Source organism: Cryobacterium breve (genome assembly GCF_004402375.1).
Lineage (GTDB): Bacteria > Actinomycetota > Actinomycetes > Actinomycetales > Microbacteriaceae > Cryobacterium > Cryobacterium breve.
This window is the reverse complement of sequence record NZ_SOGJ01000034.1, coordinates 143127-157286: the sequence shown is the minus strand read 5'-3', so window position 1 is coordinate 157286 and position 14160 is coordinate 143127. Positions and strand designations below refer to the sequence as shown.

Annotated in this window: 8 protein-coding genes; 5 read left to right on the top strand and 3 right to left on the bottom strand. The window is 68.8% G+C overall.

What is annotated here, in order from left to right; all coding sequences use genetic code 11:
* Positions 1 to 30: 30 nt before the first annotated feature.
* Together E3O65_RS15185 and E3O65_RS15180 are read right to left on the bottom strand one after the other, a co-directional pair.
* On the bottom strand, positions 31 to 3048 hold the full coding sequence (locus E3O65_RS15185) for an AAA family ATPase (RefSeq protein WP_134364558.1): 3018 nt from the start codon (positions 3046 to 3048) through the stop codon (positions 31 to 33).
* Complete coding sequence (locus E3O65_RS15180) at positions 3045 to 4340, bottom strand: exonuclease SbcCD subunit D (protein WP_338419198.1); 1296 nt, start codon at positions 4338 to 4340, stop codon at positions 3045 to 3047. Before E3O65_RS15180 ends, E3O65_RS15185 begins: the two co-directional genes overlap by 4 nt.
* Before the next feature lie 96 nt (positions 4341 to 4436).
* On the opposite strand from E3O65_RS15180, the gene E3O65_RS15175 reads away from it, so the two are divergent.
* The 5 genes from E3O65_RS15175 to E3O65_RS15155 all read left to right on the top strand — a co-directional run bounded on the left by E3O65_RS15175 (position 4437) and on the right by E3O65_RS15155 (position 10329).
* Positions 4437 to 5225 (top strand): DeoR/GlpR family DNA-binding transcription regulator, encoded by a 789-nt coding sequence (locus tag E3O65_RS15175; RefSeq protein WP_134364557.1) that lies wholly within the window; start codon positions 4437 to 4439, stop codon positions 5223 to 5225.
* On the top strand, positions 5222 to 6193 hold the full coding sequence (locus E3O65_RS15170) for a 1-phosphofructokinase family hexose kinase (protein WP_134364556.1): 972 nt from the start codon (positions 5222 to 5224) through the stop codon (positions 6191 to 6193). Before E3O65_RS15175 ends, E3O65_RS15170 begins: the two co-directional genes overlap by 4 nt.
* Positions 6190 to 8199, top strand: a complete 2010-nt coding sequence (locus E3O65_RS15165) for a PTS fructose transporter subunit IIABC (RefSeq protein ID WP_134364555.1) — start codon at positions 6190 to 6192, stop codon at positions 8197 to 8199. The genes E3O65_RS15170 and E3O65_RS15165 overlap by 4 nt, the downstream gene beginning before the upstream one ends.
* A 91-nt stretch (positions 8200 to 8290) precedes the next feature.
* Positions 8291 to 9976 (top strand): phosphoenolpyruvate--protein phosphotransferase, encoded by a 1686-nt coding sequence (ptsP, locus tag E3O65_RS15160; RefSeq protein WP_134364554.1) that lies wholly within the window; start codon positions 8291 to 8293, stop codon positions 9974 to 9976.
* Positions 9977 to 10050: 74 nt separating this feature from the next.
* Positions 10051 to 10329 (top strand): HPr family phosphocarrier protein, encoded by a 279-nt coding sequence (locus E3O65_RS15155; protein ID WP_134364553.1) that lies wholly within the window; start codon positions 10051 to 10053, stop codon positions 10327 to 10329.
* An 82-nt stretch (positions 10330 to 10411) separates the two neighbouring features.
* On the opposite strand, the gene E3O65_RS15150 is transcribed toward E3O65_RS15155, so the two are convergent.
* The gene (locus tag E3O65_RS15150) at positions 10412 to 14020 is read right to left on the bottom strand and encodes a TM0106 family RecB-like putative nuclease (RefSeq protein ID WP_338419197.1); all 3609 of its coding nucleotides are present in this window, start codon (positions 14018 to 14020) and stop codon (positions 10412 to 10414) included.
* Positions 14021 to 14160: the final 140 nt, after the last annotated feature.

Sequence of the window (14160 nt, the reverse complement as noted above, 5' to 3'; positions counted from 1 at the left end):
GACCGCACCGGCTACGTTGGCGGAGCCCGCTCAGCCCGACACCAGCACCTCACCGATCTCGCTGTGACCCTCGGCACTGACGGTGATGACCAGTTTGGCCGGGATCTGTTCCTTCATGGAGTCGACGTGGCTGATCAGCCCAATGGTGCGGCCCCCGGCGCGGAGGCCGTCCAGGGTGTTCATCGCCGTTTCCAGGGTTGCACTGTCGAGCGAGCCGAAGCCCTCGTCGACGAACAGTGTGTCCAGGGCGATTCCGCCGGCTTGGTTGGACACGATCTCCGCCAGCCCCAGCGCCAGGGCGAGGGACGCCAGGAAAGTCTCACCGCCCGAGAGCGAGTGGGTCGGCCGGGCGCGCCCGGTGTGTGCGTCGCGGATCAGCAGACCCAGTCCGGATTGCCTCCCCCGATACTGCACCGAGTCGTCGTGCTCGAGGAGGTACCGGCCGCCGGTCATCGTGCGCAGCCGGTTGTTCGCCGCGGCGATGATCTGCTCCAGCTCCGCGGCGAGAACGTAGGTTTCCAGCCGCATCCGTTTGGTGTTGGGCTCGTCACCGTGCACCGCGGCGGACAACTCCCGCACCTGAGCCTGCCTCGACAGGATCTCATCCCCGGCGTCGAAGTGCGCCCGTGCATCTGAGACCAGGCCCGTCATGACGACCACCCGCTCTCCCAGCGAGCCGCGGGCGGCCAGCGCGGCGTCGCGCTGGGCCGCCGCTTCCGTCACGGCGTTGCGGGCCGGAACGAGGTCGGTCAGATCGGCGGGCAGACCCGCGAGCGCCGGCTCGGCGAGCACAGAGCGCGCCGCCGCCTCCTCGTCATCATGCCTGCGGATGCGCTCGTCGAGAAGTCGCACGGCGACGTCGGAGAGGTGGGCCGCGGTGACGCTCGATTCATCGGCGAAGCCTTCCCGAGCGAGCTGTGACTGCACGGATGCGTCGGCGGCGTGCCGAACGCTGCGGCGCTCGCGGCTGAGGTCGAGGGCCTCGTCGAGAGCTCGCGCGGCGGCCAGCTCGGCCCGCAACCGATCGACCCGGTCGCCGACCGAGGCGAATTCGCCGCGCTGGGCGGCCACCCGGTCATCGATGGCCAGCCGGGCGCTGCGCCGCTCGGCGAGCTGAGCGGCCACCTCGTCGCGGGTGGACCGAAGGCCGGACAGAGTGTGGGCAGCCTCGTCCAGTTCGGCCCGCAGCCGGCTCTTGTCGAGGCCGAGGGACTTCGCCCGACGGCTGGCGCTGCCGGTCTCCGCCAGGGAGCTCTCGGCGACGGTCAGGTCGGCGCTGAGCTGCTCACTGTCGCGTTCCCCGGCCCGGGCGCGGGCCTCGGACAGCTCGGCGGCGACCCTGCCGATGTCGGCATGGGTCTGCTCGAGCCGGGCCTGCCCTGCTTTCAACCTCAACCGGACGGCCACGATATCGGCCTCGGTGACCGGTTCGTCGTCGCCCGTGGCCGGCGACGGATGCACGGTAGAGCCGCACACCTCACAGGGCCTGCCCGGCACAAGGTTCAGTGCCAACTCGACGGCGTGGCCGGCCAGTCGCCGATCCACGAGGGTCTGGTAGTGCACGGCCGCGGCCGTGTTTTCGCCGGCCGCGACCGCGTCGGCGAGGTGCGCCGCCGACAGTTCGGCGTCGAGGCGCCGCATCTGACAGGCAGCGGCGCGGGCCGCCTGCAGCCGCTCCACCACGGCTCGCGCCTCGGGTTCGCGGGCCGCCCCGAGGGCAGCCTCCGCGAGCTCGGCGTCGACCGCGTCGAGCCGTCCGGGCAATTTCTCCAGGCGAACCTGAGTCTCGAGCACGGCCGCCGTGTGCAGGCCGAGGCCGGCCTGCAGCTCCACAATCTCGCCCACGATGCCGGGCAGCAACCGTTCGGCCTCGACCACGTCGTTCAGGGACCCCAGTTGGCCGAGGAGAATCTCGGACACAACCGTGAGATTCGCAGCCGACTCCGTCGTAGCCGGGTCGGCCTGGAACTCGCGCCATACCTCTCGCGCCAGCTGCTCGGCGGATACGGCCAGCGCGAGCGCGGCGTCCGCCTCCTGCCCGGCGCGCAGCGCAGGCCACACCCGCGCCGCCCGGTTCGCGCCCTGCACGGCCACCCGGTCGGCGATGACGCCGGGCTCCCGGACGCCGAGAACCGTCAACGCGGTGTGCGCTGCGTCCCGCCGTTCCTGCCGCCAGCGCAACTCCTCCTCGGCCTGCACGTGCACCGTCGCCGTGTTGAGCGCGACGGTGCACCGTTCGGCGGTCTCCACCGCATCCGTTAGGGAGTCGTCCAGCTGCGCCAACGCGTCGATGAACCAGCCGCGGTCGAGAACCTCGGGAACAGCGGCAAGCTCGGCCTCGCCGGCCGGCTGCAGCTGGTGGGAGACCGTGGCCGCCAGCCCCGCCAGGCGCTGGCGCACCGACAGCACCTCATCGTCGAGGCCCTTGCGGCGATTGATCAGCTCCAGGTCAAGCTGATCGAACCGGGCCGTGCCGAACAGGATGCGCAGCACGCCCCGGCGGTCATCGGCTTTGGCGAGCAAGAACCGCTGGAACCGATTCTGCGCCAGCAGGATCACCTGCAGGAACTGGTCTTGTTTCAGCGGCAGGATGCGGCTGAGCTCCGTGCCGACGTCGACCGGCTTGGCCGCTACGCTGCGCCAGCCCGCAGCGCCCGGATCGTCAGTCCGGTCACGCATGTGCGGGTGACGGATGTCCAGGCGCGCGTCGGGCTGCGACAGGGTCGTTCCCACGCCACGCTTTTTGGCCTTCTCATAGCGGGGTGTGCGGTAGATGCGGTAGTCGCTGTCGTTCAAGCCGAATTCGAGCTCGACGAAAGTGAGGTCGTCCGGATCGCAGTGGTCGCTGCGCAGCTGTGACTCCGTGCCCTCGTAGCGCGGCACACTGCCGTAGAGGGCGAAACAGACGGCGTCGAGGATGCTTGACTTGCCGGCACCGGTCTTGCCGGTGATCAGGAAGATTCCGTCGGCGTCGAACCGCTCGAAGTCGATCACCTGCTCGTTCTTGTACGGGCCGAAACCGGCGATCCGCAGGCGCTTGATTTTCACTGGCTGACCTCTCTGATCTCACCGACGGCGAGGAGCTCAGCCACGAGGTCGCGCTCGAACTCGGTCTGCCCGACGCCGTTGCGCACGAACTCGAGGAAGCCGGCGACAATCTCGTGGTCGGTCTGCCGACTGATGCGGTCGCCGTAACTAGAGGCATCCAGATCGGCGACGACAGCGGGCCGATGCTCGAGGGTGACGCAGTGCGGGAATCGTTTCTGCAGGCGACGGATGCCGTCGAGCGGCCGCCCCTGGTCGGTCAGGATCGCGGACACCCAGTCGGGCTCGAATTCTGTGAGGGCCTCGTCGGTGAGGAGCTGTTCGATCTCCCCCGTGAGCACGCTGAGCCGCCGCGGCACCGGCAGGGAGATCCACTCGATCTCCGCCGTGCGACCGGCCTGAAGCTCGACCAGCCAGCACCCCCGGGGCTTGCCGGCCTCCGAGAACGAGTAGTGCAGGGGCGCCCCCGAGTAGCGCACCCGGTCTGTGAGCTTCGCCCTGCCGTGGATGTGGCCGAGCGCGACATAGTCCGGGTCGACCTGAGCCACGCCCGTCTGCGCGGCTGCACCCGACGCATCCGCTCCGGCGAAGACGGAAACAGGTACCAGGTCGAGGCCGCCGGCGGTGATGTCCCGCACGGTGTCGGTGGCCGCTGCCGCGGGCACGCCCGCCGCGAAGCAGTGGCTGAGCACGACCGAGCGCCCCCCGCGCACGGCCAGGTCGTCGCGGATCTGCCGCATCACGAAGGTGAGCACCTGCTCATGAGTCTTCAGCTGTCGCTCCGGCGCGCCGAAGCAACCGAGGTGCCGGATCAGCGCCGGTTCGAGATAGGGGATGCCGTAAAAGTGCACTGGCCCGTATTCGTCGAAGATCGTCACGGGTTCGAGGTACTTCTCCGGCCGGGTCAGCACGTGGATGCCCGCCAGCCCAGCCCACTCCGACTGGAAGCCCAGTCGGGTTGCCGAATCGTGGTTGCCGCTCGTCATCACGACCGATGCCCCTGCCTCCCTGATCGCGCGCAACGCGGCCGCGAGCAGCGTGTAGCTCTCCGCCGACGGCATCGCCGAATCGAAGACGTCGCCGGCGACGACGACAACCGTGATCTGTCGTTCGCGCACGACTTCGACCAGCGCGTCCAGAACCTGCCGGAGATGATCACGGGTCGAATGCGTGTGGAAGGTTCGCCCGATGTGCCAGTCAGAAGTGTGCAGGATCTTCATGGTGCCCACGCTAGCGCCGACGACCGACGCCCGTGCCGCGGCTCCCGCGCCGCGCTGGGATTCCACGCGCTCCATTCGCATCATCTTTGTTTATCTGTGTTTGGCTTGACAATCAAAAACAAACACAGGTAGCATTTTCGTATTCTTCAATTCAGCGTCGAGGAGGTCGCAATGTTCGCCGAAGAGCGTCAGGCCCTGATCGTCGACCTGGTCTCGAGTTCGAACCGGGTCACGGTCAGCGAACTCGCCACCCGCTTCGACATCACCCCCGAAACGGTGCGCCGCGATCTCGACACTCTCGAGAGATCACGCCAGCTGCGCCGCGTTCACGGTGGCGCCGTCTCGTTCGACCGTCAGAGCATGGCGGAACTCAGCCTCGAGGAGCGCCAGACCCAGCACAGCGACGAGAAGCAGCGCATCGCGGCCGCGGCCCTCGCCCTGATCCCCGCGAGCCAGACCGGCTCCATCCTGCTGGACGCCGGCACCTCGACCGAGCTGCTCGCCGATCTTCTCGTCGACTGGGTGCCTGCGGCTCCCGCCGACGAGCTCCTGGTCATCACCAACGCGGTGCCGATCGCCACCAAGCTCGCCGCCCACGCGGCAATCCAGCTCTATATCCTCGGCGGTCGGGTGCGCGGCCTCACCCGCGCGGTCGTCGGCCCCAGCACCATCGCCCAGCTCGACGCGCTCCGACCCGACATCGCCTTCGTCGGTGCCAACGGCGTGCACGCCGAGTTCGGTTTCAGCACCCCGGATGCCGTCGAGTCCGCCGTGAAGACAGCCATCGTCCGTTCGGCCCGTCGCGTCGTCGCACTCGCCGACTCCTCCAAGCTCGACAAGGAAACCCTGATCCGCTTCGCGGCCCTGGGCGACATCGACGTGCTGATCACGGACGCCCTCCCATCCACTGAACTTGCCGCCGCCCTGGCCGCGGCCGACGTTGAGGTTGTGATCGCGTGATCATCACGCTTACCCCGAATCCGAGCCTGGATCGCACCATCGAGCTGAGCGGTCCTCTGGCCCGCGGCGAGGTGCAGCGAGCCGGCTCGTCCCATGAAGAGCCGGGCGGGAAGGGCGTGAACATCGTCCGCGCCCTTAAGGCGTCTGATGTCCGGAGCCTCGCCATCCTCCCCGGCGACGACCTGGACCCGGTCCTGGTCGCCCTCCGCGCGGCGGGGGTACCCCACCTCGGCATGCCCATCGGCGCAACGATCCGCAGCAACATCGCGTTGACCGAGCGCGATGGAACCACGACCAAGGTCAACGTGCCCGGACCGGTGCTGAGCGCCGCCCAGCAGGGCGAGTTGATCGAACTCGTGATGCAGAAGGCCGAGGGTGCCAGTTGGCTTGTGTTGGCCGGATCGCTGCCGCCGGGCGTGCCCGTCGACTTCTACGCCGAGATCACCCGCGAACTGCGCAGCCGCTTCGGCTCGAAAGCCCCGCAGGTCGCCGTCGACTCGTCCGGCTCGCCCCTCGCCGCGGCCGTCACCGCAGGGCCTGACCTGATCAAGCCGAATGCGGAGGAGCTGGCCGAATTGACCGGCATGCCTGACCCCGACAGCCTCGAGGGCGATCCCGTGCTCGTGGCCCGTGCCGCCCAGCGTCTGGTCGCGACCGGCGTCGGTGCCGTTCTCGCCACGCTCGGCTCCCAGGGTGCCGTGCTGGTCACGGCCGACGGCGCCTGGCTTGCCCAGACCCCGCCCATGGTCGCCGTCAGCACTGTCGGCGCCGGCGACTCGGCCCTCGCCGGGTTCCTGCTCAGCACCATCGCCGGCGACACCGCCCCCGAATCTCTTCGCCAGGCTGCAGCCCATGGGGCTGCAGCGGCTTCCCTACCCGGATCGACTGTGCCGGCACTGCACCAAACAAAACCAGGTGATGTCACCCTGACGTTGCTCAACACCCATCCAAAGGAGGATGTCCAGTGAATGCACTGATCACCCCGGAGCTCGTTGCTCTGGATAAGAACCTCGGAGCCGCACCGTCGAGCGTAATCCGGCATCTTGCCGAGCTCGTCGTCGGAGCCGGCCGCGCCACCGAGATCGAGAGCCTCTACGCGGATGCCCTCGCTCGCGAGGCGAAGACGGCCACCGGCATCCCCGGCGGCCTGGCCATCCCGCATTGCCGCTCGTCAGCCGTTACCGAGCCGACGCTGGCGTTGGCCCGGCTGACGTCTCCGGTCGACTTCGGGGCCGCAGACGGTCCCGCGGACCTCGTCTTCCTGATCGCCGCCCCCGAGGGCGCGGACCAGGAACACCTTAAGATCCTGGCCAAGCTGGCCCGCTCGCTGATGAAGGCTCCCTTCACCGCCGCGCTGCGCGCCGCCAAGACCCAGGCCGAAATCGTCGAACTGGTCACCAGCGTCATCGCACCGGCCCCCGTTGCCGCGGGCGGCGTCACCAGCGCCAACGTCGGCAGCACTCCCGGCGGGGCAGCCGCCGGCATCAAGCGCATTGTGGCCGTCACCGCGTGCCCGACCGGGATCGCGCACACCTACATGGCTGCCGAGTCCCTCGTCGCCGCTGCCAAGGCTGCCGGCGTCGACCTCCAGGTCGAGACCCAGGGTTCTGCCGGCCTCACGATGCTCGACCCGGCCGTCATCGCCGCGGCGGACGCGGTCATCTTCGCGGTCGACGTCGACGTTCGCGGCCGCGAACGCTTCGCGGGCAAGCCGGTCATCCAGGTGCCCGTCAAGCGCGGCATCGACGAACCGGCCAAGCTCATCCGCGATGCGCTCGCCGCGGCAGACAACCCCAACGCACGCCGCGTCGGCGGCACCGCCAGCGCGGCCGAGGCCGCCGAGACCAGTGAGCACTTCGGTCAGAAGGTCAAGCGCGCCCTGCTCACCGGTGTCAGCTACATGATCCCGTTCGTCGCCGGCGGAGGACTCCTGATCGCCCTCGGCTTCCTCCTCGGAGGCTACGACATCACCGAGGTCGCCGACACGGTCACCCTGCAGAACAGCCTGTTCAACCTTCCGGAAGGGGGCATGCTCACCTACCTGGGAGCCGTCTTCTTCAAGATCGGCGCCCTGTCGATGGGCTTCCTGGTTCCGGCTCTGGCCGGTTACATCGCCTACGCGATCGCCGACCGCCCCGGAATTGCCCCCGGTTTCGTCGCCGGTGCCGTCGCAGGGTTCATGGGGGCCGGCTTCCTCGGCGGCATTGCCGGTGGTCTGCTGGCCGGACTCGCGGCAGCCAGCTTCGCGAAGCTCGACGTTCCGCGTTGGCTCCGCAGCCTGATGCCCGTCGTCATCATCCCGCTGGTGGCATCGATCGTCGCGTCGGGCCTGATGTTCCTGGTTCTCGGTGGCCCCATCGCACTGCTGACCACCGCCCTGAACGAGTGGCTGTCCGGCATGACCGGAGCGTCCGCCATCCTGCTCGGCCTGATTCTGGGCCTCATGATGGGCTTCGACCTCGGTGGCCCGGTCAACAAGGTGGCCTACGCCTTCGCTGTCGCCGGCCTCGGTACGGCCACCGTCGCCAACCAGGCTCCGTGGGAGATCATGGCCGCGGTCATGGCTGCCGGTATGGTTCCGCCCCTCGCGATGGCCCTGGCCACCGTGCTCGACCGTCGTCTGTTCTCGGTCACCGAGCGCGAGAACGGCAAGGCCGCCTGGCTGCTGGGGGCGTCGTTCATCTCCGAAGGTGCCATCCCGTTCGCTGCCGCAGACGTGTTCCGCGTGATCCCAGCCTCCATGGTCGGCGCCGGAGTCACGGGCGCTCTCTCGATGGCCTGGGGCGTCACGTCGAAGGCCCCGCACGGAGGCATGTTCGTCTTCTTCGCCATCGACAGCTTCGCTCTGTTCGCCCTGGCGATCGTGATCGGTACCGTCGTCGCAGCACTCCTGGTGATCGTTCTGAAGCGATACGCTCGAAAGACACCGTTGGTCACCGCGGACGCAACAGTGCCCGCCCTGGTCACCGCTTAACAGCACGTCGGCCGCCCCGAGAACTTCGGGGCGGCCGACGCGTAGCATCAATAGCGCAGTATTTTTGCTGCGCAAGAATCGAGGTCATTCCGTGCAGAATTTCACTGGTGTAGGCGTAAGCCCCGGCCGGATCATAGGATCCGTTCGGCAAATGCCCAAACCGATTAGCGAACCCCCGGCAGGTGAACGCCTGAAAGCGGCGACAACGCCCGAAGTGGCGACTGTCGACCTTCGAGCGGCCGCCAAGGTCGTTCAGGCAGAGCTCCAGCGCCGCGCCGAGGCCGCCTCAGGGGCCAGCAAGTCGGTTCTCGAAGCCACCGCGCTGATGGCCACAGACCCGATGCTGATAAAAGCTGCAGTGAAATTAATCGCAACCGGAACGTCCGCCGAACGCGCGATCTGGGAATCCGGCGCATCCGTCGCCGAAATGCTGCACAACCTCGGCGGTTACATGGCCGAGCGGGCCACGGATGTCCTCGACGTGCGGGCCCGGATCGTCGCCGAACTGCGCGGCGTCACCGCCCCCGGCATCCCTCACTCCGATGTGCCGTTCGTGCTCGTGGCCGAGGACCTCGCCCCGGCCGACACGGCCACCCTCGACCCGAACAAGGTCCTCGCCCTGGTCACCAGCGGCGGCGGCCCGCAGTCGCACACCGCGATCATCGCGCGCGCTCTCGGTCTGCCGGCCATCGTCGCCGCAATCGGCGTCGACGCCCTCCAGGATGACACCGAGGTCTACGTGGACGGTGCCGCAGGCACCCTCCTGGTGGACCCGGGCGACGAACAGCGCACCGCCGTCAAGGCGTGGGAGCATGTTGCGGCCAGCCTGTCCATGTTCGACGGCACCGGAACAACCGCCGACGGCCACCTTGTCCCCCTGCTGGCCAACGTGGGCGGGGCCGCCGACGCGGTCAAAGCCGCGGCCGCCGGCGCAGAGGGCGTCGGGCTGCTCCGCACCGAGTTCTGCTTCCTCGAACGTGACACCGAACCGACCATCGACGAGCAGGTTGTCGCCTACAAGGGCGTGTTCGACGCATTCCCAGGCAAGAAGGTCGTCGTGCGCACGCTCGACGCCGGCGCCGACAAGCCCCTGCCGTTCCTCACCGACAGCACGGAGCCCAACCCGTCGCTCGGCGTGCGCGGCTACCGCACCGACCTGACCAGCCCTGGCGTGCTCAAGCGCCAGCTCACGGCCATCGCCACCGCAGCACAGGCCTCCTCCGCCGTGGTGTGGGTGATGGCGCCGATGATCGCCACGGTCGACGAGGCCGCCGACTTCGCGGCCATGTGCCGCGTCGCCGGCCTGAAGACTCCCGGCGTCATGGTCGAGGTTCCCTCCGCGGCGCTCCGCTCGGCGAGCATCCTGACCGAGGCCGAATTCGTCAGCCTGGGCACGAACGACCTCACCCAGTACACGATGGCCGCCGACCGCCAGCTCGGCACGCTCGCCGCATTGAACTCGCCGTGGCAGCCCGCCGTGCTGCAGCTCATCCAGCTCACCGTGGCCGGGGCGATAGACGAGGGCAACAGCAAGCCGGTCGGCGTCTGTGGTGAAGCCGCCGCCGACCCGGTTCTGGCGGTCGTTCTCGTCGGATTGGGCGTCAACACCCTGTCCATGACGAGCCGCTCGATGTCCGCCGTGGGCGCCGTGCTGAAGTCCGTCACGCTCGAACAGGCGCAGAAACTCGCGCAACTCGCGGTTTCCGCCCGGAATTCGGACGAAGCGCGTACCCGGGTGCGCGCCGAACTGCCCATACTTGAAGAGCTGGGTCTCTAGCCGCTTCGGACATCCGTCGCAACGCATCATCACCGGCGAGCCACCCCGTCGCCGGGCACCAATTAGGAGGAACCATGTCCGAACGTAAAGCCACCATCGCGAGCCGCGTCGGTCTGCACGCGCGCCCTGCTTCGATCTTCGCGGCGGCCGTCGGCGAACTGGCCATCGAGGTCACCATCGCCCTCGAGACGGACCCGGCCGAAGACGCTATGGATGCCTCGAGCATCCTGTCGCTGATGAGCCTGGGTGCCGCCAACGGCGACGTCGTCGTGTTGCGCGCTGAGGGCGACGGAGCCGATGAGGCTCTCGAATCGCTCGTCAAGATCCTCGAAACGGACCTCGACGCCGAGTAACACGTAGTCAGGAGGCACCCTCGTTCCGCGCCACTCGTGGCGGAAGGGGGTGCCTTTTCGTGTGCCCGAGTCATTCGTGTAGTCAGGCCGGGTCCGACATGACCAGGGTGATGAAGGCGCTCAGTTGGGCGAGCCCCTCCACGCTGGTGGGCAGGGTTTCGGTCAGTGCGGGCGAATAGACGAGCCACGCCGCCCACTGCGCCCGGGAGATGGCCACGTTCAGTCGGTTGGCCAGCAGCAGGAACTCCAGGCCGCGCGGCACCTCCTGCGCCGACGACGCGGCCAGTGAGATGACTGCCACGGCCGCCTCCTTCCCCTGAAACTTGTCGACCGTGCCGACGGGCACCTCGCTGAGCCCGGCTTGACCCAGGTGCATGCGGAGCAGCTCGACCTGCGCGTTGTAGGGGGCCACGACGATCACGTCGCCTTGGTCCAGCGGTCGGGTGCGGCCCCCGGAAGTGAAGGGCCGGCTGAGCAGGCCGCGCACCAGCGAGACCACGGTCTCGGTCTCCTCCATCGACGACGTGGAATTCATGGAGTGCGGCACGGGCACCGGGTGCAGCCCCGGTTCGACTCCCGCTATGAAGCGGTCCGAGGGGTGGGAGAGCAGCCGCCCTTCGTAGGACAGGGCCGACACCGGCGCGCACACGCTCGGATGCATGCGCCAGCTTGTCTTCAGAAAATAGCCGAACTTCGGCGGGAGCACCTGGTGCCCGTCGCTGAGCCAACCGAGCGCGGACCCATCGACGGGTTCGGGATGCGTGCCCTGACTGACCTGCGGCAGTTGTTGCGGGTCGCCCAGGAGCAGCAGTCGCTGCGCGGCGACGGCGGCCGCGATGGTGCTGGCCAGCGAGAACTGCCCGGCCTCGTCGATCACGAGCAGGTCGAGGGATCCGCGCGGCACCCGATCGGCGTTGCTGAAGTCCCAGGCGGTGCCGCCGAGCACCCAGCCGCCGGGCTGCCCGGTGAACTGTCCGTACGTCTTGGCGTCCAGCGGGGTCCATGGCACGGACTTCTTCTCGTCGCCCTTCTTCGGCTTCTTGCCCACCTGGCCCGGCTCCAGCCCGGCATCGATGCCCGCGGCGAGTACCGCCCGGAGCATGTTTTCGACGGCCGCATGCGATTGAGCGACGACCCCGATACGCCAGCCGTGCCGCACGACGAGGTCGGCGATCACCCTCGACCCCACAAAGGTCTTGCCTGTTCCCGGTGGACCCTGCACGGCCAGGTAGGACCGGTCGAGCTCGAGCAGTGTGTCCAGGATGGCGCTGCGCACGGCGAGTCCGTCGCCGCCCTCTTCGCCCCCGCCGCTCTCTCCGGGCTGGGCCAGTCCGACCGCACCGCGCAGCCGAGGCGGTGTTCGGCGCAACAGGTCGAGGGCGGCGTCAGGCAGCGGGTCCGGCCAGGCGTCCAGCACGGCACGGCCCCACTCTGAAATGGCGGTGACCTGGCTTCCAGGCGGCGGCGGCGTGCCCGGCGTCAGGGCGATCGGGAGTTGCCGGTGGGTGGGCGCATCACGCTCGAGCACCTCCTCCACCAGGAACACCGACTCGTCGATCACGTCGACGACGGTCGCCTTGTTGTGCGCTGTGCGCGCACCGGGGGCGTCACTACGCCGGATCGGTGGATAGGGCAGGTCGTAAAGGAGGAACGGCTGCTGTCCGACCTTGATCGAACTGCCCGGCGCGAGTGCCCCGGTGAGCCGCAGCACGCGGCGGTCGAGCGTCTGACGCCCTTCTCGATGCCAGCCGAGGTGAACCGTGGCGGAGTCGACCACGAGCACGTCCCTGGTGTCGGCCCAGTCGTCCACGGGCGCGCTGAGGCGGCTGTAGTGGTCCCACCAGAAGGACTTCTGTTCCCGCCGGTGGTAGTCGATCGCAGCGGCCGCGAGGGCAAGCGCTGTCTGGTCGGCTGTGCGGTCGGCCGGCGGCACCTCGGCCAGGAGCGCGGAAAGTTCGAGGTAGACCGGGTCTGGCTCCCGCACCGGCAGAGTAACGTCGTGCAGGGTCACCGGCGGCGCGACGGTGTCTGCCGCCCGCTCGTCCGCCCGCTCCAGCAACCAGTCGCGGAGCCCAAGGGTGGAACGGCAGTCGTACGCGTTGTACCGGGCGATGTCGTGCAGGATCTGGCCCGCGGCCTCCGTCTGCCCTGCGGCGAGCAGGGTGCGTGAGCGCACATATTCCGTGATCGAGTCGGCGGCGTTGGCCACGCCCTCCCGCTCCTCGATGCCCATGTACAGCGGCTCGAGCTTCTTGAGCGAATAGCTGCGACTGCCGATGCGGAGGCCCCGCCGCACGATCGGGTAGAGGTCCACGAGCACAGTGGCGCGCAGCAGATCGTCCACAGCCTCCTCGCCGACGCCGTGGCGGGCGGCGAGAGTGAGCAGGTGCGTGCGCTCGTAGGGGGCGTAGTGGTAGATGTGCAACCCCGGATGCCGCGATCGGCGTTGCCGCACATACTCCAGGAAGTCGGTCAGCGCCTGGCGCTCCTCGGCGTGGTTGTGCGCCCAGAAGGTGCGGAAAGTGCCGTTCGGCTCCACCAGACCGAACAGGTAGTCCAACCCCCAGTCGACGGTGCCGGTGCCGGAAGCACCCCCGTCGCCACCCTCCTGGTAGAGCGGGTCACCCTCGAAGTCGAAGAACACGTCTCCTGCGTCGGGCGCGGGGAGAGCCGCGAGCGCAGCCGGGTTGATGATCTCCCAGTTGAGCGGGCGACCGGAACGCGGCGGCTCGATCTGCAGCCGGGCCTGCCCCTGCAGGGTGGCCAGGGTGGTGTTGGACAAGCCCGGGACCGGCAGCGTGCGGGCGGCAAGGTCATCGATGGAGAGAATGCCCGAGGTGCGCAGCCGCGCCCTCTGGCTGAGCCGCAGATTCGCGACCAGGAGCACGTCGCGGTGCAGGCGCACCTGCTCCTCGCAAAGGTCGCAGCGACCGCAGGCCGTGTACCGCGGGTCACCCCAGGGGGTGGCCTGGGTGTCGGCGAGTCGCTCGTCGACCAGTCGTTCGAGGCGGGCCCGCCGAGCACGGTAGACCGGAAGGATATCCTGCAGCCGGTGCGAGCTCGTGCGACCGTCGCCCAGCATCAGGTGCACGTTCTCCCCCGTCGCCACGCCAATCCGTTCGAGCTGGTCGCTGTACGCCCCCAATTGCAGCAGGGCCGTGATCTTCGCCGAGCGCGCCAGCTTCGTGTCGTAGACCTCGTACACGGGCACCTCGCCGGCGGAACCGACGTCGCCCGCAGCATCCGCTGGGCCGTCGGGCTCTGAACGGATGATGAAGTCGGCATAGCCGAGGAAGCGCCCGTCGAAGAACGCGGCCTGGAAAACCACCTCGGCACCGTCGCGCAGGGCCGCCTCGCTTCGGGCCGCGGCACTTTCAGCCGAACCGGCGATGATGTCGGCGATGTTCCCACGGTCGATCTCGACGACGGCACGGGTAGCGCGCAGCCGTTGCAGCATGCGCAGCTCGTGCGCGTCGCCCAACTCGGCGGTGCGCGCGAGCATGGCGTCTTCCGTTCCGGGAACGGCGTCGATGCGTCCCAGCTTTGCGTCGAGCCGTCGCAACACGGCCCATTCGCACGCCGCCGCGGCGCTGAGGTCACTCGCAGAATAGATGACGGTGGCAGTGCCAGACAGGAACACGCGGATCTCCTCAGTGCTGGGGCGCACCCCGCGTTCGGAAGTGCCGATCACGGTTGTTTCGAGGCTAGCCGAGACCACCGACGAGAGCCGGGGCCGCACCGTTTTCGGCCGGGTTGGAAACCGGTCTTGAACCGGTGCAACCGGACTCTTCCCCCGGCCGCCGCGCTCAACTATGGTTGGCCTACGCGCGC

What these genes read in the sequence shown, in the direction of transcription:
- E3O65_RS15155 (WP_134364553.1), top strand. Translation starts at nt 10,051, where the DNA reads ATGTCCGAACGTAAAGCCACCATCGCGAGCCGCGTCGGTCTGCACGCG.
- E3O65_RS15175 (WP_134364557.1), top strand. Translation starts at nt 4,437, where the DNA reads ATGTTCGCCGAAGAGCGTCAGGCCCTGATCGTCGACCTGGTCTCGAGT.
- E3O65_RS15180 (WP_338419198.1), bottom strand. Translation starts at nt 4,340, where the DNA reads ATGGAGCGCGTGGAATCCCAGCGCGGCGCGGGAGCCGCGGCACGGGCG.